General features: G+C 64.2%; 27 protein-coding genes and 1 other RNA gene. 15 read left to right on the top strand and 13 right to left on the bottom strand.

Going from position 1 to position 22,200, the window contains the following annotated elements; genetic code table 11:
* The first annotated feature begins 6 nt into the window (after nucleotides 1-6).
* A complete protein-coding gene (locus GY791_04840) occupies nucleotides 7-450 on the top strand; it encodes an acyl-CoA thioesterase (GenBank protein ID MCP4327747.1) in 444 nt (147 codons plus the stop codon).
* A gap of 1 nt (nucleotide 451) precedes the next feature.
* Here the strand turns inward: GY791_04840 and GY791_04845 are convergent, their stop codons facing one another.
* From GY791_04845 to rpmE, 3 genes are all read right to left on the bottom strand, one after another.
* A complete protein-coding gene (locus tag GY791_04845; GenBank protein MCP4327748.1) occupies nucleotides 452-664 on the bottom strand; it encodes a hypothetical protein in 213 nt (70 codons plus the stop codon).
* A gap of 6 nt (nucleotides 665-670) precedes the next feature.
* The gene (locus tag GY791_04850) at nucleotides 671-1,135 is read right to left on the bottom strand and encodes an Hsp20 family protein (GenBank protein ID MCP4327749.1); all 465 of its coding nucleotides are present in this window, start codon (nucleotides 1,133-1,135) and stop codon (nucleotides 671-673) included.
* A 204-nt stretch (nucleotides 1,136-1,339) separates the two neighbouring features.
* Nucleotides 1,340-1,561, bottom strand: a complete 222-nt coding sequence (gene rpmE, locus GY791_04855) for a 50S ribosomal protein L31 (protein ID MCP4327750.1) — start codon at nucleotides 1,559-1,561, stop codon at nucleotides 1,340-1,342.
* Nucleotides 1,562-1,599: 38 nt separating this feature from the next.
* On the opposite strand from rpmE, the gene GY791_04860 reads away from it, so the two are divergent.
* Complete coding sequence (locus tag GY791_04860) at nucleotides 1,600-3,582, top strand: ATP-binding cassette domain-containing protein (GenBank protein MCP4327751.1); 1,983 nt, start codon at nucleotides 1,600-1,602, stop codon at nucleotides 3,580-3,582.
* A gap of 19 nt (nucleotides 3,583-3,601) precedes the next feature.
* Here GY791_04860 and GY791_04865 read toward each other — a convergent pair whose 3' ends face one another.
* The 10 genes from GY791_04865 to tkt all read right to left on the bottom strand — a co-directional run bounded on the left by GY791_04865 (nucleotide 3,602) and on the right by tkt (nucleotide 14,148).
* A complete protein-coding gene (locus GY791_04865; protein ID MCP4327752.1) occupies nucleotides 3,602-4,651 on the bottom strand; it encodes a peptidoglycan -binding protein in 1,050 nt (349 codons plus the stop codon).
* A gap of 18 nt (nucleotides 4,652-4,669) precedes the next feature.
* Nucleotides 4,670-5,764, bottom strand: a complete 1,095-nt coding sequence (locus GY791_04870) for a flagellar motor protein MotA (GenBank protein MCP4327753.1) — start codon at nucleotides 5,762-5,764, stop codon at nucleotides 4,670-4,672.
* Nucleotides 5,765-5,821: 57 nt separating this feature from the next.
* Nucleotides 5,822-7,108 (bottom strand): hypothetical protein, encoded by a 1,287-nt coding sequence (locus tag GY791_04875; GenBank protein MCP4327754.1) that lies wholly within the window; start codon nucleotides 7,106-7,108, stop codon nucleotides 5,822-5,824.
* A gap of 187 nt (nucleotides 7,109-7,295) precedes the next feature.
* The gene (locus GY791_04880; GenBank protein ID MCP4327755.1) at nucleotides 7,296-8,087 is read right to left on the bottom strand and encodes an inositol monophosphatase; all 792 of its coding nucleotides are present in this window, start codon (nucleotides 8,085-8,087) and stop codon (nucleotides 7,296-7,298) included.
* 9 nt (nucleotides 8,088-8,096) lie between these two features.
* Nucleotides 8,097-8,666 (bottom strand): elongation factor P, encoded by a 570-nt coding sequence (efp, locus tag GY791_04885; protein MCP4327756.1) that lies wholly within the window; start codon nucleotides 8,664-8,666, stop codon nucleotides 8,097-8,099.
* Between the two features lie 74 nt (nucleotides 8,667-8,740).
* Nucleotides 8,741-9,394 carry a thiamine phosphate synthase gene (gene thiE / locus GY791_04890; protein MCP4327757.1) on the bottom strand — a complete coding sequence of 218 codons (654 nt, stop codon included), beginning with the start codon at nucleotides 9,392-9,394 and terminating at the stop codon, nucleotides 8,741-8,743.
* Nucleotides 9,391-10,320 (bottom strand): class I fructose-bisphosphate aldolase, encoded by a 930-nt coding sequence (locus tag GY791_04895; GenBank protein ID MCP4327758.1) that lies wholly within the window; start codon nucleotides 10,318-10,320, stop codon nucleotides 9,391-9,393. The genes thiE and GY791_04895 overlap by 4 nt, the downstream gene beginning before the upstream one ends.
* 61 nt (nucleotides 10,321-10,381) lie before the next feature.
* Nucleotides 10,382-10,795: a hypothetical protein gene (locus GY791_04900; protein MCP4327759.1), complete on the bottom strand. Its 414-nt coding sequence runs from the start codon at nucleotides 10,793-10,795 to the stop codon at nucleotides 10,382-10,384.
* Nucleotides 10,796-11,099: 304 nt separating this feature from the next.
* Nucleotides 11,100-12,110, bottom strand: a complete 1,011-nt coding sequence (gene gap, locus GY791_04905) for a type I glyceraldehyde-3-phosphate dehydrogenase (protein ID MCP4327760.1) — start codon at nucleotides 12,108-12,110, stop codon at nucleotides 11,100-11,102.
* Between the two features lie 22 nt (nucleotides 12,111-12,132).
* Nucleotides 12,133-14,148 (bottom strand): transketolase, encoded by a 2,016-nt coding sequence (gene tkt, locus GY791_04910; GenBank protein MCP4327761.1) that lies wholly within the window; start codon nucleotides 14,146-14,148, stop codon nucleotides 12,133-12,135.
* 198 nt (nucleotides 14,149-14,346) lie between these two features.
* Here tkt and GY791_04915 point away from each other — a divergent pair, with 198 nt between their 5' ends.
* From GY791_04915 to GY791_04975, 13 genes are all read left to right on the top strand, one after another.
* Nucleotides 14,347-14,538, top strand: coding sequence for a hypothetical protein (locus GY791_04915; GenBank protein MCP4327762.1), 192 nt, complete (start codon nucleotides 14,347-14,349; stop codon nucleotides 14,536-14,538).
* A gap of 5 nt (nucleotides 14,539-14,543) precedes the next feature.
* Nucleotides 14,544-14,873: a cell division protein ZapA gene (gene zapA, locus GY791_04920; GenBank protein ID MCP4327763.1), complete on the top strand. Its 330-nt coding sequence runs from the start codon at nucleotides 14,544-14,546 to the stop codon at nucleotides 14,871-14,873.
* A gap of 13 nt (nucleotides 14,874-14,886) precedes the next feature.
* Nucleotides 14,887-15,048: non-coding RNA, 6S RNA (gene ssrS, locus GY791_04925), on the top strand.
* 40 nt (nucleotides 15,049-15,088) lie between these two features.
* Nucleotides 15,089-15,673 carry a 5-formyltetrahydrofolate cyclo-ligase gene (locus GY791_04930; GenBank protein ID MCP4327764.1) on the top strand — a complete coding sequence of 195 codons (585 nt, stop codon included), beginning with the start codon at nucleotides 15,089-15,091 and terminating at the stop codon, nucleotides 15,671-15,673.
* On the top strand, nucleotides 15,670-16,488 hold the full coding sequence (locus GY791_04935; GenBank protein ID MCP4327765.1) for a TIGR00282 family metallophosphoesterase: 819 nt from the start codon (nucleotides 15,670-15,672) through the stop codon (nucleotides 16,486-16,488). The genes GY791_04930 and GY791_04935 overlap by 4 nt, the downstream gene beginning before the upstream one ends.
* 248 nt (nucleotides 16,489-16,736) lie before the next feature.
* The gene (locus tag GY791_04940; protein MCP4327766.1) at nucleotides 16,737-17,483 is read left to right on the top strand and encodes a YebC/PmpR family DNA-binding transcriptional regulator; all 747 of its coding nucleotides are present in this window, start codon (nucleotides 16,737-16,739) and stop codon (nucleotides 17,481-17,483) included.
* A 46-nt stretch (nucleotides 17,484-17,529) separates the two neighbouring features.
* Complete coding sequence (ruvC, locus tag GY791_04945) at nucleotides 17,530-18,039, top strand: crossover junction endodeoxyribonuclease RuvC (protein MCP4327767.1); 510 nt, start codon at nucleotides 17,530-17,532, stop codon at nucleotides 18,037-18,039.
* On the top strand, nucleotides 18,039-18,644 hold the full coding sequence (ruvA, locus tag GY791_04950) for a Holliday junction branch migration protein RuvA (GenBank protein ID MCP4327768.1): 606 nt from the start codon (nucleotides 18,039-18,041) through the stop codon (nucleotides 18,642-18,644). Before ruvC ends, ruvA begins: the two co-directional genes overlap by 1 nt.
* The gene (ruvB, locus tag GY791_04955) at nucleotides 18,641-19,693 is read left to right on the top strand and encodes a Holliday junction branch migration DNA helicase RuvB (GenBank protein ID MCP4327769.1); all 1,053 of its coding nucleotides are present in this window, start codon (nucleotides 18,641-18,643) and stop codon (nucleotides 19,691-19,693) included. Before ruvA ends, ruvB begins: the two co-directional genes overlap by 4 nt.
* Nucleotides 19,694-19,703: 10 nt before the next feature.
* Nucleotides 19,704-20,141: a YbgC/FadM family acyl-CoA thioesterase gene (locus tag GY791_04960; protein MCP4327770.1), complete on the top strand. Its 438-nt coding sequence runs from the start codon at nucleotides 19,704-19,706 to the stop codon at nucleotides 20,139-20,141.
* A gap of 6 nt (nucleotides 20,142-20,147) precedes the next feature.
* Nucleotides 20,148-20,879 (top strand): protein TolQ, encoded by a 732-nt coding sequence (tolQ, locus tag GY791_04965; GenBank protein ID MCP4327771.1) that lies wholly within the window; start codon nucleotides 20,148-20,150, stop codon nucleotides 20,877-20,879.
* A complete protein-coding gene (tolR, locus tag GY791_04970) occupies nucleotides 20,879-21,340 on the top strand; it encodes a protein TolR (protein MCP4327772.1) in 462 nt (153 codons plus the stop codon). The genes tolQ and tolR overlap by 1 nt, the downstream gene beginning before the upstream one ends.
* A 19-nt stretch (nucleotides 21,341-21,359) precedes the next feature.
* A complete protein-coding gene (locus tag GY791_04975; GenBank protein ID MCP4327773.1) occupies nucleotides 21,360-22,199 on the top strand; it encodes a cell envelope integrity protein TolA in 840 nt (279 codons plus the stop codon).
* The last annotated feature ends 1 nt before the right edge of the window (nucleotide 22,200 follow it).

Here is a 22,200-nt window from a genome sequence, read left to right on the forward strand (position 1 = left end):
GCCACGATGTCCGACGACGCCTGGCGCAAGACGCGCGACAAGTACAAGCACTTCCTGGCCATCCCGACGCGGTGGATGGACAACGACATCTATGCCCATGTCAACAACGTGGTCTACTATTCCTACTTCGATACCGTGATCAACGCGTACTTGGTCCGCGAAGGCGGGCTCGACATCGTCAATGGCCCCGTGATCGGTCTCGCCATAGAAAATAGTTGCCGCTTCTATCACGAGCTGACGTTTCCGGAGACCGTTCAGGCCGGGCTCTGCGTCGGCCATATCGGCAATTCGAGCGTGCGCTACGAGATCGGCCTGTTCGGGGAAACCTATGACGAGGCGGCGGCGGCGGGCCACTTCGTCCACGTCTTCGTCGACCGCCAGAGCCGCCGCCCGACCCGGGTTCCCGACCCGATCCGAAGCGCGTTGCAGCGGCTGAAAATCGACGGTTGAGCTAGAAAGACGGCCACATCCCGATCGGCCGGCGGCCGCACCCGCAGCCACGCCCGGTCAAGGCGAGGGCGAGCGGGATGAAGCCGAGCAGTCCGAGCCACATCAGCGACCCGGGAAACACGAAAAACAGGGAAAACAGAACCGCCGCCGGGATCAGGCGCCAAGCCAGGGCGATCGCCCCAATCGGCCCGAACCCGATCCCCGACGGCGTCATTTTGGTTTAGGCGGCCTTGGCTTCGACGGTCTTGACGTCGTTACCGGCCTTGGTCTCGATGGCGATCGTCCGCGGCTTCATGGCCTCCGGAATCTCACGCACCATGTCGACGTTCAACAGCCCGTTGACCAGGCTGGCGCCCCGCACCTCGATGTGGTCGGCGAGGTCGAACCGGCGCTCGAAGGCGCGCCGCCCGATGCCGCGGTGCATGTACTGGGCGTTCTCGCTATCGGCCTTGGCCTTGCCCCGGATGATCAAGGTGCTTTCCTTGACCGTGAGGTCGAGGTCGTCCTCGGCAAAGCCGGCAACCGCCATCGTCAGGCGATATTCGTTGTCGCCGACTTTCTCGATGTTGTAGGGCGGATAGGTAAACGCGCTGTCGTCCAGGCGGGTCGCCGCCTCGAGGACGCGATTGACACGGTCGAAACCGATGGAAGAACGAAGAAGGGGATTCAGATCGAATGTACGCATGGCTGCATATCCTCCTATGAGCAACATGTCAGTTTCGGACCCACCCGATTGTGCGGTCCTGTCATTTCTTGGAACCCGCGGATGCGGCGCTCCAATAATTGGAATCTAGGTGGTGTGGGAACAATTACAAGGCCTGAACTCGGGGCCCGAAATGCGAAAGGGCGCCGTCACCGGCGCCCTCGATCGGCCGTTCCCGCGCTTCGCCTATTTGAGGCCGAAGCTCTCGAAGCGCTTGTTGAAACGCGCCAGCTGGCCGCCGCTGTCGACGAGACGGTGCACACCGGTCCACGCCGGATGCGACTTCGGATCGATGTCGAGCCGCAATACGTCACCCGGCTTGCCCCAGGTCGAACGGGTCGTGAATTCAGAGCCGTCGGTCATGACCACGGTGATCTCATGGTAGTCGGGATGGATGTCCTGTTTCATATCGCAGCTCCGGCAAAAAGACCGGCGGTGTATATCGGATGTCGGGCCCAGGTTCAACCCCGAAGCGCGTGCCGCCCCGCGATGCGGTGGATAGTTGTTGTCGCCGGGGCCGACTGGTATTAGGGGGCGGCGAACGGCTCGCGCGTCGACGCGACAGCCATCGCGCAGGTGTCATACCGCACAAAGGAGCACGATCGGTGTCACTTCGGGTACTGCCGGTCCGAAAGAGCCTCGAATCCCCGCCCAGTCGGGATTTGGGGCAGCTGCGCCATATCGTGCCCTTCGTCGTCCCCTATCGTGCGCGTGCTCTCATCGTGCTGATCGCCTTGATCCTCGCCGCCGGCGCCGTTCTCGCCTTCGGCAGCGGCCTCCGCTGGCTGGTTGACAGGGGACTGCAAGGCGGCGGCGAAGGGCTTTTGGACCAAACGCTCGGACTGATGTTCGTGATCATCGGCGTACTCGCCGTGGCGACTTTCTTGCGTACCTATTACGTGTCGTGGATTGGCGAACGGGTTGCCGCCGACCTGCGGCGGGCCGTTTTCGACAACATCTTGCGACTCGGCCCGGCGTTCTACGAATCGGTGCGCGGCGGCGAGGTGCTGTCGCGAATAACGACCGATACGACGGTCCTGCAATGGGTCGTCGGATCGACCGCATCGATGGCGATGCGAAACGTGCTGATGATTATCGGCGGCACGATCATGATGGCGGTAACCAGTCCCAAGCTGACCGGCCTGACGTTTCTCGTCGTACCCGTCGTCATCGTTCCGATCATCTTCTTCGGACGCCGCTTGCGGCGCCTGTCGCAGACGGCCCAGGACCGCATCAGCGACATATCGGCCTATGCCGGCGAAACCATCGGCGGTATCGAGACCGTGCAGGCCTTTACCCATGAGCCCGAGGATCGGCGCCAGTTCGGCAAGCTCGCCGAGGAGGCGTTCCGAATTGCGGTAAAGCGCACGAGAGCGCGGGCGTCGCTCGCGGCGACGGTCATCCTGCTGGTCTTCTGCGCGGTCGGGGTCATCATCTGGGTCGGCGGGCACGATCTGCAGGACGGGTCGATCAGTGCCGGGGACCTGTCCGCTTTCGTCTTCTTCGCGGTCGTCGTGGCGTCGGCCTCGGCCACCACCAGCGAATTCATGGCCGACCTCTATCGGGCGGCCGGCGCCAGCGAGCGCCTGGTCGAGTTGTTCCAGGTCGAGCCGGATATTCAAGTGGTCGACGTGCCGACCCCGTTGCCGAAACCGCCCGGCGGTGCGGTCGAATTCGAGGCGGTCAGCTTCGCCTATCCGACCCGCGCCACCATGCCCGCACTCAGGGATTTCACGCTGCATGTCGAGCCCGGCCGCCGTGTCGCCCTAGTCGGCCCTTCGGGCGCCGGCAAGAGCACCGTCTTTCAGTTGATTCAGCGCTTCCACGACCCCCAGGCCGGCCGCATCCTATTCGACGGGGTCGACCTGCGGCAGGTCGACACGGCGGAACTGCGATTCCGTATCGGGGTGGTGCCCCAGGAACCGGCGATCTTCGCCACCAGCATCGCCGAAAACATTCGTTACGGCCGACTCGATGCATCGCATGACGAGATTGTCGCGGCGGCGTCGGCAGCAGCAGCGCTGGATTTCATCGAACGGCTTCCCAACGGCTTTGCCACCACCACCGGCGAAGACGGCGCCGGACTATCGGTCGGCCAACGTCAGCGCATCGCGATCGCCCGGGCAATCCTTCGCGACCCCGCCTTGTTGCTCCTCGACGAGGCGACCAGCGCGCTCGACGCGGAAAGCGAGCTTGCGGTTCAACGCGCGTTGGAGAAGCTGATGGCGGGGCGGACGACGATCGTCATCGCCCATCGCCTGGCGACGGTATTGAAGGCCGATCGTATATTCGTGATTGACCAGGGCCGCATCGTCGCCTCCGGAACCCATGACGAATTGGTCCGTGAGGGTGGCCTCTATGCCAGGCTGGCGCAACTGCAGTTCGAGACCGGCGATGAATCCGCCGAGAAGCAAGCGCTCCTCGTTTGAACGCCACCGGGTCGCGGCCTTATCGCTGATCGAACTTGAGCTCGATGCGCCGGTTGCGCGCCAGCGCCGCCGCGCTGTCGCCGTCGACAAGCGGATGAAATTCGCCAAAGCCCGCCGCCACCAGACGATTCTCGTCGATCCCCTGTTCGGCCAGGAAGCGCACGACGCTTAAGGCGCGGGCCTGGGAAAGCTCCCAGTTCGATGGGAAGGCGGCGGTGCTGATCGGACGCGTGTCGGTGTGCCCGTCGATCCGCAGGTTCCAGTCCAGATCGTCGGGTATTTCGGCCGCAATTTCGACCAAGGCGTTGGCCAGGCGCGCCAACTGAACCTTGCCCTCCGGTTCGAGCTCCGCCGATCCCGACGGGAACAGCACCTCGGATTGGAACACGAAACGGTCGCCGACGATTCGGATATCGTCGCGCTCGCCGATGACCTCGCGCAGTCGGCCGAAGAACTCGGAGCGGTATTTGGCCAGCTCCTCGACGCGGGCGGCCAGCGCCAGATTGAGCCGCTGGCCGAGATCGGCGATCTCGATCTTTTGCTCCTCGGCTTTTGATTCGGCGACGTCGAGCGCGGCTTCCAGACGCGACAATTGGCGTCGCAGGGCGGCGAGCTGGCGATTGAGAAGGACGACCTCGAGCTTGGCTTTCTCCGACAACTCCTGTTCGGCCAGCAACAGCTCGCCACTTTCTTCGAGGCTGCTTTCGATCTCCCGGATGTTCTTATCGCGATCCTCGAGATCGGATTCGGCCTCGGCGATTGCCGCCAGCAGATCTTCCTTGGTCGTCTCGGAGGCCTGCAGATCGGCCGACAGCCCGGTCAGCGTGCTGCGCAGGTCGTCGGCGGTCTGCTGTTCGACGACCAACAGATCGACCAATTCGTTGATCCGGCTGTTGAGCCGTTCAAGCGCGGTGTCGCGGCTCGACAAGGTCTCGTTCAAATAGAACTGGGCGACCATGAACACCATGAGGACGAAGATGATGATAATCAGCAACGCGGCCAGCGCGTCGACGAAGCCGGGCCAGATATCGAGAATGCGCCCTTGACGGCGCGCCGTGCGGACACTCATGGGGGCTCGCCCCTGCGGCTATCCGTCGACCCGCTCGGCCTGGGCGCCGACGGTGCGGGCGAGCAGCTTGATCTCCCGGCGCAGATCTTCCGTCATCTGCGGACGGCCGGTCGACAGCTCCTCGAGGATGCGTGACATGTAGATTTCCAGATTGCGGATATGAGCCCGCGTCGCCTCGTCGACGCCGGTCTCGGCTTGGCGCTGCGCCATCTTGATCTGCAGATCCTGCTGCGCCCGCAATTGGTCGTTGAGGGTCCCGAGTTGCTCGGTGAGCTGCAACATCGACCGGCCGGTACTGGCCTGCCTCTCTTCACCGGATTCCATGATGCGCTGAAGATTCGACAAACTCTCGGCGGTCTGTTCGAGCAGGGCCTGGATGTACGCCGGTACCGACTGGTCGCCTTCGGCGAGAAAGCCGCCGGACGACAGCCGGGTCAGCCCAGATAGCCACTCTTCCAGGTCGTTGTAGAAGCGATTCTGCGCTTGCGACGCCTGCAGGTCGAGAAAGCCCAGGATGAGCGAACCGGCAAGGCCGAACAGCGACGAACTGAAGGCCGTGCCCATGCCGCTCAACGGTGCCTCCAAGCTGACCTTCAAATCCTCGAACACGACCGCGAAATCGCCGCTGCCGAAATTCAAGCTGGTGATGGCCTGGCCGACCGAGGTCACCGTCTGCAGCAGGCCCCAGAAGGTCCCCAACAGGCCGAGAAAAATCAGCACGCCGATCATATACCGGGAGATGTCGCGGGATTCGTCGAGACGGGCGCTGATACTGTCCAGCATCGACCGCGTCGAGGTCGCCGAAAGGCTCATCTTTTCCCGGCGTTCGCCGAGCATATTCGACATCGGCGACAGTAGGCGTGGCGGTGGCGATTGTGTCTCGGCCGGTTGGTCGGCGCGGAAATCCTCGATCCAGCGGATTTCCGGCCGTAGCACCAGAACCATGCGGAAAGTAATCAAAACGCCGAATACAAACACCGCGACGATGATGCCGTTCAGCACCACGTTGGCCATGAAGGCCCCGGAAAGCCCCTGATAGAGCGCAAATCCGGCAACCGCGACGACCAGCAAAAAGAGCAGCATGCGGGTGAGGTAGAGGCCGATACCGGTCATCTTGTTACGTTCCGGGATTTATGCGGGGTGCGCGGCTCGATGGTCGCGACCGCTCGGTCACCGCGTGACTACCATCACGTCGACACGGTCGGGATCGCCACCTTCGACCTTGTTGCCGAGCGCGCGAACATCCATGCGGGTGCTCCTGACGCCAAGCTTGATCAGGTGACCGCGAACGGCGAGCGCCCGAGACAGCGACAACCGCCGGGCTTTGCTGGCTTCCTCGTCGCTGCCATCGGCATAGGCAACGAGCCGTACGCGAAGACTCTCGTCGTCGCCGAGCTGAGCCGCAACGGCTTCGAGCTCTACGCCGTCGCCGAATTCGGCACTGCCGGGATCGAACCGAACCGACAGTGTGTCACCATCGACGGTCTGAGCGGCCGGCGTCCGCGCGGCGACCTGGACCTGCTCCGTCGCCGCCGCTGGTGGTGGCACTTCCACCGCTGCCGGCGCTTGCGCCACCGCAGCCGGCGCCTGTGCCAGGGCGGGCACAGCGGCGGGTTCGGGCGCCGTCGCCGACGGCGGCGCCTTCGGCTGCGAAGGTTGCACGATGGGGCTCGGCGGAACGGCGATCGTCGCGGCGCTCGCCGCCGGCATCTCATCGGCCGCCGGTTCGGTGTCCGCCGGATCGGCCGATCCTTCGGCTACCGCCGGGGCCGGCATCGTGGTTGCGATACTGGTGGCCAGCGCCGGCGGCGCGGCGGGCACCGCTTGTGGTGCCGGTTTGGCCTGAGCCACCGGTGCCGCAGGCGGTTGTGCGACCGCGGGCGCCACCGCAGCGGTTGCCGTGGGTGTCGCTTGACGAACGGCCGGCACCAAAGGCGTCGGGGAAGTGGTTCTCGGCGCGCTGGCGACCGCCGACGATGGCGGCCGTATTTGCGGTGCCAACAATGTCGGTTGCGGTGGTCCGAACCCGGAGTTCGGCACCAGCAGATAGCCGCCGTAGGTCGGTCCAGTCTGGGCCACCGCCGGAGGCGGGGAGTAGGCCGGCACCCGACCATAGGTCGGTGCGGCGCCATAAGGCTGCGGTACGGCACCATACCCCTGCGGTACGGCAACATAGCCCTGGGGCGCGGCGCCATAACCCTGCGGTGGGGCGCCATAACCCTGTGGCGCGGTGCCATAAGGCTGCGGCGCGGCGCCATAACCCTGCGGTACCGTGCCATACGGCTGCGGCGCAGCATAAGCCGGTGCGCCGCCATAGTTCGGTGGCGGATAAGGGGCGTAGCCGCCCTGAACATTCAGGACACTGAGGTCGACGATGACATTGGGCGTCGATTGGGCGACCGCGGAATTACCCGCAGCCATCGCCACCAAGACGGTCACAGCGACCGAACCCGCCATTGCCGAAAATTGCCGTGCACGACGTTCAGATAATTTTCCGGTCATGTCCCGTCGCCGCCCCGCGGCGGCCTCCACCCTGTCCCAGTATGCATGCTATCGCTATGCACAATAGACCAAGGTTCGTATGGCGACAACCGGTTTGGCGGTTGCAGGGCGGTCTGCATTTGATATTCTAACTTCTTCATACTTAACGATTCTTCACGATCTTCACGAATTCCTCGTGGAGTTGGTAGTTGCCGGCGACAATCGATCGGCTGGAAAGCGTAACGGCGCGGCCGTCGGCCTCGCTAACAAAGCCTCCGGCTTCGCGTATCAACACCAATCCGGCGGCGATATCCCAAGCCGAAAGACCGACCGCCCAATAGCCATCGAATCGGCCGGCCGCGAGATAGGCGAGGTCGAGCGCGGCCGAGCCGCTGCGCCGGTAGCTCGCGGTCGCTTCGATAAGCGGTGCCAGGGTTTCGCCATAGCGAGTATGGCCGCCTTCCGCGTGCAGCGGGCCGCCGACACCGACCAGGGCGTCCTGCAGACGTTTTCGCGCGGAGACCCGCAATCGGCGCTCGTTGAGATAGGCACCGCGACCGCGGTCGGCCCAGAACAATTCATCCCGGATCGGATCGTAGATAACACCGGCCTCCAGCCTGCCGGCGACCTCGGCGGCGACGGATATGGCGAAATGGGGCAATCCGTGCAGATAGTTCAGGGTTCCGTCCAAGGGGTCGATGATCCATCGGCTCCCGGCGTCGCGACCGGTGGTCGCGGCGCCCTCTTCGGTCAGGAACCCGAACGTCGGCCGTGCCTCTCCCAACATCTCCCGCAACATCCGATCGGCGGTAATGTCCGCGGTGGTGACGAAGTCGCGCGGGCCCTTCTCCGAGACTTGAAGCTGTTCGACCTCATTGAAGTCGCGAAGCAGCTTGCGCGCCGTCTTGAAGACGGCGCCGACCATCACATTGATAAGAGCGGAACGGGTCGCCAAGGGGTCCGTTCAATCCCGCGCGCGTTCGGCGTAGGTTACGTCGGCCGTGTTTACGACGATACGTGTGCCGGTCTCGATATGCGGCGGCACCATGACGCGCACGCCGTTTTCAAGCACGGCCGGCTTATAGGACGAGGCGGCGGTCTGACCCTTGACCACGGCATCCGCCTCGACGACGGTCAGGACCACCTTCTCGGGCAATGCGACGCCGAGCGGGCTCCCTTCATGGCTTTCGATGGTGACCATCATGCCGTCCTGCAGGAACGAGACTTGATCGCTGCCGATCAGGTCCTCGCTCAGCGAGATCTGCTCGTAGGTGTCGGTGTCCATGAAGGTGTATCCGTCGGCGTCCGCGTAGAGATACTGATACGGCTTCTGGTCGAGCCGCGCGCGCTCCACGGTTTCGCTCGAGCGGAACCGCTCATTCAGCTTGGTGCCGTCGCGGATATCCTTCAATTCGACTTGCAAATACGCGCCGCCCTTGCCGGGCTGGACGTGCTGCGTCTTTACCGCCCGCCACAGCCGACCCTTGTGCTCGATCACATTGCCGGGACGGATCGCATTTCCGTTGATTTTCATGACTTTAGAATGATGTAGGAAGAGCTTTCGATCTCGGGCGCGGAACCTATCAGGTTGCCTGTCCCAAGGCAATGCTAGCGCTCGAACGCGCGCTCGATCTCGCGGTTGAAATCGCGGACCGCCGCCGCCGCACCCTCGGCATAGTCCCAGACCCCCGTGACCACGGCGACGAAATCGGCGCCGGCGCGGGCAAGGACCCGGCAATTGTCGACCTTGATGCCGCCGATCGCCACCGCCGGAACGGTCATCACCGCGTGCCAATCTTCGAGAATTTGCGGCGTCGGATGACCGCGGGCCTCCTTGGTACGCGTCGCGTAGAAGGCGCCGAAGGCGACATAATCGGCGCCCGCTTCGGCGGCGACCATGGCCAAGTGTGGCGAGGCGTAACACGACACGCCGAGGATGGCGTCGGTGCCGACGAGGCGACGGGCCTCGCCATAGGTCATGTCGTCGGCGCCGACATGGGCACCGTCACACCCGGCCGCGGTGACCAAGTCGACGCGATCGTTGAGGATGAATGCCACGTCGCGCTCCTGCGCGATGGGCCGCAAGATATCGCACGCCCGCATGAATTCGTCGTCGTCGGCCGATTTCAACCGCAGTTGAACGGCGGCGACGTCACCGGCATCGAGCGCCGCCGCAAGCACGTCGCGAAATGCCGTCGGGTCGAAGCGGTCCGGCGTAATCAGATAGAGCCGGCATTCGCCATGGGGACTGGGGGTGCTCAGGCCTTGCCCTTATAAATGCCGATGATCGTGTCGAGCATCGCCAGCGCCTCTTGCCGCGGACGCTGAAAGGTGTTGCGGCCGATGATCGAACCGGTCCCGCCTCCGTCGCGTATCGCCCGCACTTCGTCGTAGAGCCCGTCGAGATCCTTCGCCGCGCCGCCGGAAAAGACGACCAGGCGCCGGCCGTCGAAGGCGCATTGAACGACGTGGCGGATACGGTCGGCGAGCGTCGCAATCGGAATGCCCTGCTGTTGATAAACCTTCTTCGCGGCCTCGAGTTCGAGCGCTTCGGTCGGCGGCTTGACCTTGATGATATGGGCGCCGGCCAAGGCCGCCATATGCGCCGCGTAGGCGACGATATCGACGGCCGTCTCGCCGTCCTTGCTGAGGTTACCGCCGCGCGGATAGGACCACACCACCACCGCCAGCCCAACCGCTTTCGCCTCCTCGGCCAGATCGCGAATTTCCTCGATCATGTCGTAGGCCAGATCCGAGCCGGGATAGATGGTGAAGCCGATCGCCGAGCAGCCCAGGCGCAGCGCGTCGTCGACCGATCCGGTCACGGCCTGGGTCGGTGCCTCGTTGTCGCGGGACAGGCTATTGGCGCTATTGACCTTGAGGATCGTCGGGATGGCGCCGGCGAAGGTGTCGGCGCCGGCCTCGATCATGCCGAGCGGTGCGGCATAGGCGTTGAGCCCGGCGTCGATCGCCAGCCGGAAGTGGTAGTGCGGGTCGTAGGCGGCGGGATTGGGCGCAAAACTGCGCGCCGGCCCGTGTTCAAAACCCTGGTCGACCGGCAGAATGACGACATGCCCGCTACCGCCGAGCCGCCCATGCATGAGGATGCGGGCCAGGTTGGCCTTGGTACCGGGGCAGTCGCTTTCATAGCCAGTGAGGATTTTGCGTACGCGAGGACTGATTTTCATCGCCATTTCCTGGATCGCTCGGGGTCGGAATTGGGCGACTGAATAGCCCACCGTTGGGCAATTAGCAACGGCCCGAACCAGCTATTTTCTTGGCCGATCGTTTTCGCGCCAGCCACGCCCGGCAAGTTCGCTCCGGATCCTCGGCGCCGGCGAGATCGAGCCCGCCGCGAATCGGTGAAATGACCTCGGCGCGATAGGCCTTGGCGATCGCCTGCAGGCGCGTCCGCCGGTCCTTGGGCAAGCGGACCGAGACGCAGGCCACGCCTTCGCGGAACGCGGCAAGCGCGTGGCCGGCGGCACGGCCGCAATCGAGGACGGCGCAATAGCGAACGTCCGCCGAGCCTTCCGCGGCGGCACGGATCATCGCGACGAAATAGGCCGCACCCCCGTAGGCCGCGAAATTGCGCGGCGAAATCAGAGTTACCGAGACGTCGAGCGCCGCCGCGGCGGCCAGCGCGGCGCGGGCGTGCGCCAACTCATGAACAATAACAGCGGGTGAGGCTTTGGGATCTTTCCGCGTCTCCGCCTCCTTCGCATCCTATGCGGCCGAGTCCAGGGCTTGGGTTAAGGACGACTAGGACGGTTTGTCAATGTTCGGGAGCCGGTCGGCGAAGAAGGCGTTCTCCACGCTCGCTGTTTGGGCCCTCGCCATTTCGTCGTCCCTGATGCGATGCGGCACGACGTGACGCTTCGCTGATCCGGGGTCGATCCCGGTTCTGCGCCGCACCGTTACCCGCTGCGCCGCGCCCGGGATGACGAAGATTGCGGGTATCCGGCGGTCAGCCGAGCTTGCCGATCGCGACCGCGGTATCGCTCATCCGGTTGGAAAAGCCCCACTCGTTGTCATACCAGCTCAACACGCGCGCCAGCTTGCGCTCGACGACCTGGGTCTGGGTCAGGTCGAAGGTCGAGCTCGCCGGATTGTGATTGAAGTCGACCGACACCAGCGGCGCATCGTTCGTGTTCAGGATGCCCTTGAGTCGTGGCGTCTTCGATGCCTTGACGATGGCGTTGTTGATCGCCTCCGCATCGGTCTTGCGCTTGGCGACGAAATGGAGGTCGATCAGGGACACGTTGCCGGTCGGCACGCGGATCGCGGTGCCATCGAGCCGGCCCTTGAGTTCCGGTAGCACGAGGCCGACCGCGCGCGCGGCCCCGGTCGAGGTCGGGATCATCGACAGGCTCGCGGCCCGCGCCCGGCGCAGATCGCTGTGCAGGGTGTCGACGGTGCGCTGGTCGCCGGTTAAGGCATGGATCGTGGTCATGAATCCTTCTTCGATCCCCACCGCCCGGTTGAGCACGTGGGCGACCGGGGCCAGACAATTGGTCGTGCAGGACGCGTTGGAGATGACTTTGTGGCTCTTGCGCAATTTGTCGTCGTTGACCCCATAGACGACGGTGAGGTCGGCGTTCGAGCATGGCGCGGAAACCAGCACGCGCTTGGCGCCGGCATCGAGATGCGCGCCGGCTTTGTCCTTGGAGGCGAACAAGCCGGTGCATTCCAGGGCCACGTCGATCCCGAGTTTGTCCCACGGCAGTTTCGCCGGATCCCGCTCCGCCAGCACCGAAATCGATTTGTTGCCGATCCGGATTCCGCTTTTGGTCGCGCGCACCGCGCCCGGAAACGTGCCGTGGATCGAATCGTATTTGAACAGGTGGGCATTGGCCTCGGCGGTGCCGAGATCGTTGATCGCCACGAAGTCGATATCCCGCCGCCCGGAAGCCAGCGCGGCCCGCAACACGAGCCGGCCGATGCGCCCAAAACCGTTGATCGCGACCCGAACCGCCATAAGACTAATCCTCCGCTGAACCTTACAATTTTTCGCGCGCGGCATCGGCGACCGCCTCTGCGGTAATGCCGAAATGCCGATACAAATCCGCCGCCGGCGCCGAAGCGCCGAAACCGTGCATGCCGACAAAAGCACCGTCGTCGCCGATGATGGCGTCCCAGCCCTGCCGGACCCCGGCCTCCACGCAGACACGCACCGAATCTTCGCCCAGAACCGATGACCGATAGGCGGCATCCTGGCGCGCGAAGGCCTCGAGACAGGGCGCCGAAACCACGCGCGTCGGAATATTGTCGGCCTGCAGCATAGCCCAGGCGGTGACCGCGATTTCGACCTCCGAGCCGGTCGCGACCAGGGTGACGCGAGGCTCGCCTTCGGACGCGCGCAAGATATAGGCCCCGCGCGCCGACAGGTTTTGCGCTCCATCCACACCGCGCAGGGTGGGAACGCCCTGACGGGTGAGCGCCAGGACCGATGGGGTGTTGCGCGATTCGAGCGCCAATTCCCAGCATTCGGCGGTCTCGATCGCGTCGGCCGGCCGGTAGACGTCGAGGTTCGGTATCGCCCGCAACGAGGCGAGGTGTTCGACCGGCTGATGCGTCGGCCCGTCCTCGCCGAGACCGATCGAATCATGGGTCATGACATAGATGACGCGGACCCCCATCAGCGCCGACAGACGGATCGAGGGGCGGCAATAGTCGGCGAAGATGAGGAACGTGCCGCCGTAGGGAATGAGGCCGCGGTGCAGGGCGATGCCGTTCATCGCCGCCGCCATGCCATGTTCGCGGACGCCATAGAAGATGTATTGGCCGTCGTAGGAATCGCGGGTGACGACGGATTGGTTCTTGGCTTTCGTGTTGTTTGACCCGGTCAGGTCGGCCGATCCGCCGAGCAGTTCCGGGATGCATTCGCTCAGTATGTCGAGAACCGCGCCGGACGATTGACGGGTGGCTTGTTTGGGCTGAGCCACGGCGATCTCGTCTTTGAACGCGGTCAGCTTTTCTTTCCAGCCGTGGGGCAGATCTTCGGCTTGGATGCGTTCGAATTCGCCGCGCCGTTCCGCGTCTGCTTCTTCGACCCGGCGCGTCCATGCCGCATAAGCGGCCGTTCCCCGGGCGCCTGCCTCGAGCCACCACGACCGAATCTGGTCGGGGATCTCGAACGGGGGGTGGGGCCAGTCGAGCGTCTCGCGCGCGCCGGCGATTTCGTCGGCGCCAAGCGGCGCTCCATGCGCGGCCGCGGTCCCCGCTTTGGTCGGCGCGCCATAGGCGATCCGCGTGCGGCAGGCAATAAGTGACGGCTGCGGCGAACGCCGTGCGGCGTCGATGGCGGCGGCGATTGCCCCCGCGTCGTGGCCGTCGACCGCGGTGACATCCCAGTTGCTGGCGCGAAACCGCGCCAATTGATCGTCCGAGACCGAGAGATCGGTTGGCCCGTCGATCGATATCCCGTTGTCGTCGAACAGCACGATCAGTCGGCCCAAGCCAAGATGGCCGGCGAGCGAAATTGCCTCGTGGCTGATACCCTCCATGAGGCATCCGTCTCCGGCGACGACATAGGTGTAGTGAGCGACCAGGTCGTCGCCGAAGCGGGCATTGAGGATGCGTTCGGCCAACGCCATCCCGACCGCGTTGGCCAGCCCCTGGCCGAGTGGGCCGGTGGTGGTTTCGATTCCAGCCGCATGACCGTATTCGGGATGTCCCGCGGTGCGGCTGTCGAGCTGTCGGAAATTCCTGATCTCCGCAACCGTTACGTCCTCATAACCGGTGAGGTGGAGCAGCGCGTAGAGCAGCATCGAGCCGTGGCCCGCCGACAGGATGAACCGGTCCCGGTCAGGCCACTCCGGATGGCCGGGGTCATAGGACAGAAACCGCGAGAACAGGACGGTGGCGACATCGGCCATGCCCATCGGCATCCCCGGATGGCCCGATTTAACGGCTTCGACTGCATCCATGCTCAATGCGCGTATGGCATTGGCCATCAGAGTGTGGCGCATTGGGTCGTGTGTCGCAGCTGAAGCGCTGGAGACGGCGGCGCTCATGATCGGTGGCAATGATCGCTTGGAATAAGGCGTTGCGTTAGACCCCTCGCCGGGGCCGGCTGGCGCGAACATGCCGTCCGCCGGGGGCATCGTCAACCGAATCATTTCGGGGTGCTGTTGACGGCCGCTGGGGGCGAGGAGTATCGTCCTCGCATATGGCAATCGACAACGGCCTCTACGGTACGGAGTATCGTTAGGATGACGGATTTGGGGACCGCGCAAGAGCGCCTCGAAGCGGCAATCGTGCAACTGGAGAAGGCGCTGGATTCGCGCTCACGCAAGAACCGTGACGCCGACAAGGATGCCGCCGCGATCAAGAAGGCGAATGCAGCGGTGGCCAAACGCCTCGACTCCGCCATCGAGCGACTTCGCGCGCTGCTCGACGGGTAGCGCCGGTGGGACAAGTCACGATCAAGGTTAACGGCCGCGACTACGATATCGCTTGCGGCGATGGCGAGGAGAAGCATGTCGCGGAACTTGCGGCCTATCTCGATGGGCGCGTGCGCGAGTTGGCCGGCGGCAAACGGACCGTCGATGGTGACAGCCTGGTCCTGATCATGGCCAGCCTCATTATCGCCGACGAGTTGCTCGAGACCCAACAAGAGCTCAAGCGGGTCAGCGCGTCGTCGAAAGAGAGCGGCAAGTCGGCCGACGCGCTGGCAGCCGGAGTGGTCGCCCTGGCCAAACGCATCGAGAGTGTTGCCGAAAGGCTCGCGGCTCCCTAGATTCCCCTTGGGGCGGATGCTGCGCTGCGCGTCAGGCCTCGTGCATCCCTGGGGCCAACTCCAATCTCTACAGGGAGCTGTCCCTGCCGGAGCCGTGGCTTCGGTATACGGCGCCCACCTGCACTTTGCAGGCCACAGAGGATCAGGTTGGGCCAACGGCATGTGCGGCACGCCCCGTTCTTTCGCCAATTCCTTCTTTGACGGATTTCCCGCGGATGACGCTCGACCAGGACAAACAGGCCGTACGCGAGCGCGCCGCGGCCAACCGCGACCGATTCGAACCCGACGCCCGCGATCGGGCGGCGGCGGCGTTGCCGAGGATTTTTTTGGAGAAGATTGTCCTGACCCCAGGGTCGCGCGTCTCCGCCTTCTGGCCGGCAAAAGGAGAGATCGACGTACGGGTGCTGCTGCGCCGCTTGCACGAAGCGGGTCACGTTTGCGGGCTTCCCGTCGTCGCCGGCCACGGCCGGCCGCTTCTGTTCCGGCGCTGGACCCCGGACACAGTCATGCGGCCCGGCAACTTCCGTATCCCGGTGCCACCCGAGAGTGCCGAGCTCTTGACGCCTGACGTTGTTCTCGTTCCGTTGCTCGCCTTCGATCGCAATGGAAACCGTCTCGGTTGGGGCGCCGGCTTCTACGACCGCACGCTCGCCGCGCTGCGCGCCGACCACTCGGTGGTGGCGATCGGGATTGCCTTCGCCGGGCAGGAGATCGAGCGCGTGCCCCACGGAAGCCAAGACGAGAAATTGGACTGGATCGTCACCGAGCAGGAAGCGATTCGCGTCGGGAGCGGGACATGAAGATTCTATTCTGCGGCGACATCGTGGGCCGGTCGGGACGCGATATTGTGGTTGAACAGGTGCCGCTGCTTCGCCGCCGCCTCGACCTCGATTTGGTCATCGCGAACGGCGAGAACGCGGCCCACGGTTTCGGCATCACCGACAAGATTTGCCGCGAGCTCTACGATGCCGGGATCGATGTGATCACCAGCGGCAACCACGTTTGGGACCAGCGCGAGGTCCTCGGCCACATCGACGGCGATCGTCAATTGCTGCGGCCGATAAATTATCCAAAGGGTACGCCGGGCCGAGGCGCCGAGACCTATTCGACGCCGAGCGGCAAGAAAGTGCTGGTGATCAATGTCATGTGCCGCCTGTTCATGGACCCCTTGGACAATCCTTTCGAAATGCTCGAGGCGGAAATGGCCAGGCACCGTCTTGGCGGTAGTGTCGACGCTATCGTTGTCGACGTTCATGGCGAGGCGACCAGCGAAAAGCAGTCCTTCGGTCATATCCTCGACGGCCGGGTGTCGCTGGTTGTCGGAACCCATACCCATGTGCCGACAGCCGATGCGCAGATCCTCGTCGGCGGCACCGCTTATATGAGCGATGCCGGAATGTGTGGCGACTACGATTCGGTCATCGGCATGATCAAGGAACCGGCCATCGAGCGCTTCGTCCGCAAGCTGCCGACGGAACGTTTGTCGCCGGCGACCGGACCGGCCACGCTGTGCGGGCTGTACCTCGAGACCGACGACGCGACCGGCTTGGCGCAACGGATCGAGCCGGTCCGCATCGGCGGCCGCCTCGTGCAGACCCTGCCCGACGCAGGGTGACCTTTGGCGTTCCCGTAATCGGCACACGGGCGGGGAAATCGATCGGCGACCGGGGCTTTCCTTTGACTGTCGATTGGGCCATAAATCGGCCCGGCCTGACATCAAATGGACACATCCCCAACGTCCCGGCCACCACACATTTGCCATAAACCGAGGATAGCCCGTATTAGCGGTGAAAGCGGGTCAGGGACCACAATATGTGGTATACACAGAATTGAAACATACGCTGTCTAGGGGCTGACGGATATATGGCCGGCCATTCGCAATTCAAGAACATCATGTATCGGAAGGGCGCGCAGGACGCCAAGCGCGCCAAGGTCTTCGGCCGCATCATCCGCGAGCTGACCGTCGCCGCGCGCGGCGGCGACGATCCGGACGCAAATCCGCGGCTTCGCGCGGCGATCGCTACAGCGCGCACCAACAACATGCCGAAAGACACAATGGAACGCGCCGTCAAACGGGGTGCCGGCGGCGGCGACGCCGACGCCTACGAAGAAATTCGTTACGAAGGCTATGGCCCGGGCGGGGTCGCGATCATCGTCGAAGCGCTGACCGATAATCGCAACCGCACCGCCAGCGAGATCCGGGCCGCGTTCAGCAAGCACGGCGGATCGCTGGGCGAGACCAACAGCGTCGGGTTCATGTTCAATCGGGTCGGCCAGATCCAATACGGGACCGATGTCGGAAACGAGGAGGCGGTATTCGAGGCGGCGCTGGAAGCCGGTGCCGAGAACGTGGAATCGGCGGCCGACGGCCACGAGATCACCTGTGCGGTCGAAGATCTCAACGCGGTTCGCGAAGCGCTCGAACAGAAGTTCGGGCCGGCGCGCGATTCGGGTTTGGTCTGGAAGCCGCAAAACACGGTTCCGGTCGCCGGTGCGCAGGCCGAATCGCTCCTCGGGCTGCTCGAGACGCTCGACGACAATGATGATGTCCAATCGGTATCGGCGAATTTCGACATCGCCGACGACGTCTTGGCCAAGTTGAGCGCATGACCCGGCGCGGGGCCGTCATGATCGACAAAGGAATGGCGCCGATATGATGCGAGTTCTCGGCCTCGATCCCGGCTTGCGCGCCACCGGTTGGGGTATCGTCGATGCCGGCAGCGGGCGCCTCACTCATGTCGCCAACGGCACCGTGCGATCACGGGGCGAATCGACCGCGGAACGGCTGCGCTCGCTGTATGACGCGATCGCATTGGTGATTGTCGACCATCATCCCGAAACCGCCGCGGTCGAAGAGACCTTTCTCAACAAGAACCCGGGTTCGACCCTCAAGTTGGGATTGGCCCGCGGGGTGGTGCTGCTCGCGCCCGCCCGCGCCGGCCTGCCGGTCGCCGAATACTCCGCCAACCACGTCAAGAAATCGGTCGTCGGGGCCGGCCACGCCGCCAAGGAGCAAGTGGCGATGATGGTCGGTACCCTGCTGCCCGGATGTTCCATCGACGGGGCCGATGCCGCCGACGCCCTGGCGGTCGCGATTTGCCATGCCCACCATCTCGAAACCGCGCGTTCGTGGCTGGCGAACGATGTGCTGACGGCGTCGTCGTGATGTTTGCGAAGCTTACCGGCATAGTCGATTCGACCGCCGACGATCGGACGGTCATCGACGTCAATGGGGTCGGTTACCTGGTCTTCTGCTCGGCACGAACACTGGACCGGCTGCCGATGCAGGGCGAGGTCGCCGTGCTCCACATCGAGACCCACGTACGCGAGGACCACATTAATCTCTACGGATTCGGCGACGACGGCGAGCGGCAATGGTTTCGTTTGCTGATCACCGTGCAAGGCGTCGGCGCCCGCCATGCGATGGCGGTCCTTGGCATCCTCTCGCCCGAAGAGCTCGCGCAGGCGATCGCCGCCCAGGACAAGGCGACGATCAGTCGCGCCAGCGGGGTCGGACCGAAACTGGCGCAGCGTATCGCGAGCGAATTGAAGGACAAGATCGGCGATCTCGCTCTTGGTCCGGCGGCCGGGCTCGGCCCGATCGAAGCCGGCGACGAGCCGGCTGCGGCCGACGCGGTCTCGGTGCTGGTCAATCTCGGTTATCGCCGTACCGAGGCCCATGGCGCCGTCGCCCACGCCCGTCGCGAGCTCGGCCAGCAGGCGGCGACCGAGGACTTGGTCAAAGCGGGATTGAAGGAGCTTGGCGCATGACCGACGACCGCGTCATCGCCGCCGAGTTCGACAATGACGATCTTGGCGAGACCTCATTGCGACCGCTCACCTTGGATGCCTTCGTCGGACAGGAGAAGCTGCGCCAGAACCTGGCCGTGTTCATTTCCGCCGCCCGGCGACGCGGCGAGCCGCTCGATCACGCGCTGTTCCACGGCCCGCCCGGCCTCGGGAAAACGACACTGGCTCAAATCGTAGCCCGTGAACTCGGTGTCGGATTCCGCGCCACGTCGGGGCCGGTCATCGCGCGCGCCGGCGATTTGGCGGCGTTGCTCACCAATCTGCAGCCGCGCGACGTGCTGTTCATCGACGAGATTCACCGCCTCAATCCGGCGGTCGAGGAAATCCTCTATCCGGCGATGGAGGATTTTCAGCTCGACTTGATCATCGGCGAAGGTCCGGCGGCGCGATCGATCCGGATCGATCTTCCGCCGTTTACGTTGGTCGGCGCGACCACGCGGTCGGGACTGATCACCTCGCCTCTGCGGGAACGGTTCGGCATTCCCATGCGGCTATCGTTCTATAGTGCCGAGGAACTCGAGCAGATCGTGCGCCGCGGTGCGCGATTGCTGCAATTCGACCTGCTGCCGGACGGCGCCGCCGAGATCGCCCGGCGGTCGCGGGGCACGCCCCGGGTCGCCGGCCGCCTGCTGCGCCGGGTGCGCGATTTTGCCTCGGTCGGGGATGTCGCTACGGTCGATGCCGCGACCGCCGATGCGGCGCTGACCCGCCTCGAAGTCGACGCCCTCGGCCTCGATGCCATGGATCGCCGCTACCTGGCCTGCCTGGCGGAAAACCATGGCGGCGGACCGGTCGGCGTCGAAACGCTGGCCGCCGCCCTGTCCGAGCAGCGCGACATGCTCGAGGATGTCATCGAACCCTATCTGCTGCAGCAGGGCTTGTTGCAGCGGACCCCGCGCGGGCGCCTGCTCAGCGACGCCGGCTATCGCCATCTCGGCCTTTCACCACCCACCGAACGGCCCGATCAGTTGGTCTTGCTCGGTTCCGAGCCCGATACGGAGGACGGGTAAGGTGACCGCGATGACTGGCACGGTCTCGGCCGGTATTTTCGTATTTCCCGTTCGGGTCTATTACGAAGACACCGACGCGGCGACCATCGTCTATCACAGCAACTACCTGAAATTTGCCGAACGCGCCCGGACCGAACTCATCCGCGCATTCGGTGACGACCACGGCGCGCTGCGCCGTCGATTTGGTATCGCGTTTGTCGTCAGCAAATGCGATATGCACTGCCTGTCGCCGGCCCATCTTGACGAACTCATCGAGGTGCGGACGACGTTGAACGGGTTGGGGGGCGCCTCGATCGATTTGCAGCAGGACATTTGGCGCGGCGATACACGCCTCGTCCGCCTCCGGGTCCTGCTCGCTTGCACCAATGCCGACAGCCGTGCCGTACGCATCCCGGCCGAGGTGCGGCAGCGTTTCGTTGCATGGGAAACCGGAACATCGCGGAATTGAGAGGATATGGAACAGACCGTCATCGAAACCGTAAATCTAGCTGGCAGCGCGCCGACCGATCTCTCTATGTGGGGTCTGTTCCTTCGCGCCGATCTTGTCGTGAAGGCCGTATTGGTTGTGCTGCTGGTCGCATCATTCTGGTGCTGGGCGATTATCTTCGAAAAGCTAACGAAGGTACGGCGCATCGGCCGCAAAACCGCCCAATTTGAGGATACATTCTGGTCCGGCAATCCGCTCGACGAGCTCTATCAGCGCCTCGCCGGCCAAGCGGTCGATCCGATGGCAGCCATGTTCACGGCGGCGATGCGCGAGTTGGAACGGTCGTCGCAGCGGGGCCTGACGCTGACCGAGACCAAGCGAATCGGAATCCAGCAGCGCATCGATCGGGCCATGCAGGCAACGATGAGCCGGGAGATGGACAAGCTCGAACGGCACATGACGTTTCTCGCCTCGGTCGGCGCCACCGCGCCGTTCATCGGCTTGTTCGGGACGGTGTGGGGGATCATGAACAGTTTCCAAGCGATCGCGCTGCAAAAGAACACCAGCCTGGCGGTGGTCGCGCCGGGGATCGCGGAGGCGTTGTTTGCCACCGCGCTAGGGTTGGTGGCGGCGATCCCGGCGGTGATCGCGTTCAACAAGATAAACAATGATCTCAGCCGCTATGCCAGCCGGCTCGAAACCTTCGCCGGCGAGTTCGCCGCCATATTGGGTCGCCAACTCGAGGAGCGCAGCGTCTGATGAGTGTATCGCTCGGTGGCGACGGACCCCGGAGCGGCGTCAGGGTCTATAAGCGGCGCACCTACCGGCCGATGAGCGAGATCAACGTGACGCCGTTCGTCGACGTCATGCTCGTCCTGCTCATCATCTTTATGGTCACCGCACCGCTGCTGACAGTCGGGGTGCCCGTCGATCTGCCCAAGAACGAAGCGGCGCCGATCAACGAACCGGAAGAGCCGCTGGTGGTGACCATGGATATCGAGCGTCGCGTTTACATCCAGGAGACGCCGGTCGAGATCGACAATCTGGTGTCGCGGCTCGCGGCGATCACCGAAACCAGTCCCGACACCCGCATCTATGTGCGCGGCGATCAGGGTCTGCCTTACGGCGAGGTGATGGGTTTGATGGGACGGCTGGCGGCCGCCGGCTTCAACAAGGTGGCCCTGGTCGCCGAGACGCCGAAGCCCGACGAAACGCAATAGGCGGACGGATCACGAGGAGATGGGTCGCGCGGCCATATATTCGGCGATCTTGCACCTGACGGTATTCGTGCTCGCCCTGGTCGGGCTGCCCTCATTGTTTAGCGACGAGCCGCTGGTCGTTCGCGCCATTACGGTCGAGGTGGTCACCATCGACGAGGAGACCGCGGCGCCCAGCATAGATCCCGATCCGTCGCCGCCGAAGGCGGAGCCCGAGCCCCAGGAACAGGCGGCGCTGCCGCCGCCGGAGCCGCCTGAAATCGCGGCACCGGAGCCGGTTCCCGAGCCGCCGCCGGTGGAAGCGGAGGTCCCGCCGCCACCGCCAGAGAAGCCGCCCGAGCCCGAGCCGGCGCCGAAGAAAGAAGTGACCGAAAAGAAAGAGGACATAAAGCCGCCGCAAACGACACCCAGATTGAAGCCCGAATTGGCGGTTAGGAAGAAGAAGGAGCGCAAGAACACCGATTTCGATTCCGTACTGCGATCCGTCGCGGAACCGGAATCAGAGCAGCAACGCGCGGCGCCCCAGACGGCCTCGGCATTCAGCGAGCGGTTGACGCTTAGCGAACTCGACGCTATTCGCCATCAGATCGAACTGTGCTGGAATGTCCCGGTTGGCGCGCGTGACGCCAAAAATCTGGTGGTCGAGTTGAACCTCGATATGAACCCCGACGGCAGCGTGCGCCAGGTCCGCCTGATCGACGGTAGCAATCGCTACCAGACCGATGCATTTTACCGGGCGGCCGTGGACAGCGCGATGCGGGCTGTTCTCAATCCGATGTGCAATCCCTTGAAGTTGCCGCCGAATAAGTACAACACTTGGAGAAACTTCACTCTGAACTTCAATCCCAGGGATATGCTTTGAC

This window comes from Alphaproteobacteria bacterium, from assembly GCA_024244705.1.
Lineage (GTDB): Bacteria > Pseudomonadota > Alphaproteobacteria > JAAEOK01 > JAAEOK01 > JAAEOK01.

What these genes read in the sequence shown, in the direction of transcription:
- GY791_04840 (MCP4327747.1), top strand. Translation starts at nt 7, where the DNA reads ATGTCCGACGACGCCTGGCGCAAGACGCGCGACAAGTACAAGCACTTC.
- GY791_04845 (MCP4327748.1), bottom strand. Translation starts at nt 664, where the DNA reads ATGACGCCGTCGGGGATCGGGTTCGGGCCGATTGGGGCGATCGCCCTG.
- GY791_04850 (MCP4327749.1), bottom strand. Translation starts at nt 1,135, where the DNA reads ATGCGTACATTCGATCTGAATCCCCTTCTTCGTTCTTCCATCGGTTTC.
- rpmE (MCP4327750.1), bottom strand. Translation starts at nt 1,561, where the DNA reads ATGAAACAGGACATCCATCCCGACTACCATGAGATCACCGTGGTCATG.
- GY791_04860 (MCP4327751.1), top strand. Translation starts at nt 1,600, where the DNA reads ATGTCGGGCCCAGGTTCAACCCCGAAGCGCGTGCCGCCCCGCGATGCG.
- GY791_04865 (MCP4327752.1), bottom strand. Translation starts at nt 4,651, where the DNA reads ATGAGTGTCCGCACGGCGCGCCGTCAAGGGCGCATTCTCGATATCTGG.
- GY791_04870 (MCP4327753.1), bottom strand. Translation starts at nt 5,764, where the DNA reads ATGACCGGTATCGGCCTCTACCTCACCCGCATGCTGCTCTTTTTGCTG.
- GY791_04875 (MCP4327754.1), bottom strand. Translation starts at nt 7,108, where the DNA reads ATGGCGGGTTCGGTCGCTGTGACCGTCTTGGTGGCGATGGCTGCGGGT.
- efp (MCP4327756.1), bottom strand. Translation starts at nt 8,666, where the DNA reads ATGAAAATCAACGGAAATGCGATCCGTCCCGGCAATGTGATCGAGCAC.
- GY791_04895 (MCP4327758.1), bottom strand. Translation starts at nt 10,320, where the DNA reads ATGAAAATCAGTCCTCGCGTACGCAAAATCCTCACTGGCTATGAAAGC.
- gap (MCP4327760.1), bottom strand. Translation starts at nt 12,110, where the DNA reads ATGGCGGTTCGGGTCGCGATCAACGGTTTTGGGCGCATCGGCCGGCTC.
- tkt (MCP4327761.1), bottom strand. Translation starts at nt 14,148, where the DNA reads ATGAGCGCCGCCGTCTCCAGCGCTTCAGCTGCGACACACGACCCAATG.
- GY791_04915 (MCP4327762.1), top strand. Translation starts at nt 14,347, where the DNA reads ATGACGGATTTGGGGACCGCGCAAGAGCGCCTCGAAGCGGCAATCGTG.
- GY791_04930 (MCP4327764.1), top strand. Translation starts at nt 15,089, where the DNA reads ATGACGCTCGACCAGGACAAACAGGCCGTACGCGAGCGCGCCGCGGCC.
- GY791_04935 (MCP4327765.1), top strand. Translation starts at nt 15,670, where the DNA reads ATGAAGATTCTATTCTGCGGCGACATCGTGGGCCGGTCGGGACGCGAT.
- GY791_04940 (MCP4327766.1), top strand. Translation starts at nt 16,737, where the DNA reads ATGGCCGGCCATTCGCAATTCAAGAACATCATGTATCGGAAGGGCGCG.
- ruvC (MCP4327767.1), top strand. Translation starts at nt 17,530, where the DNA reads ATGCGAGTTCTCGGCCTCGATCCCGGCTTGCGCGCCACCGGTTGGGGT.
- ruvA (MCP4327768.1), top strand. Translation starts at nt 18,039, where the DNA reads ATGTTTGCGAAGCTTACCGGCATAGTCGATTCGACCGCCGACGATCGG.
- ruvB (MCP4327769.1), top strand. Translation starts at nt 18,641, where the DNA reads ATGACCGACGACCGCGTCATCGCCGCCGAGTTCGACAATGACGATCTT.
- GY791_04960 (MCP4327770.1), top strand. Translation starts at nt 19,704, where the DNA reads ATGACTGGCACGGTCTCGGCCGGTATTTTCGTATTTCCCGTTCGGGTC.
- tolQ (MCP4327771.1), top strand. Translation starts at nt 20,148, where the DNA reads ATGGAACAGACCGTCATCGAAACCGTAAATCTAGCTGGCAGCGCGCCG.
- tolR (MCP4327772.1), top strand. Translation starts at nt 20,879, where the DNA reads ATGAGTGTATCGCTCGGTGGCGACGGACCCCGGAGCGGCGTCAGGGTC.
- GY791_04975 (MCP4327773.1), top strand. Translation starts at nt 21,360, where the DNA reads ATGGGTCGCGCGGCCATATATTCGGCGATCTTGCACCTGACGGTATTC.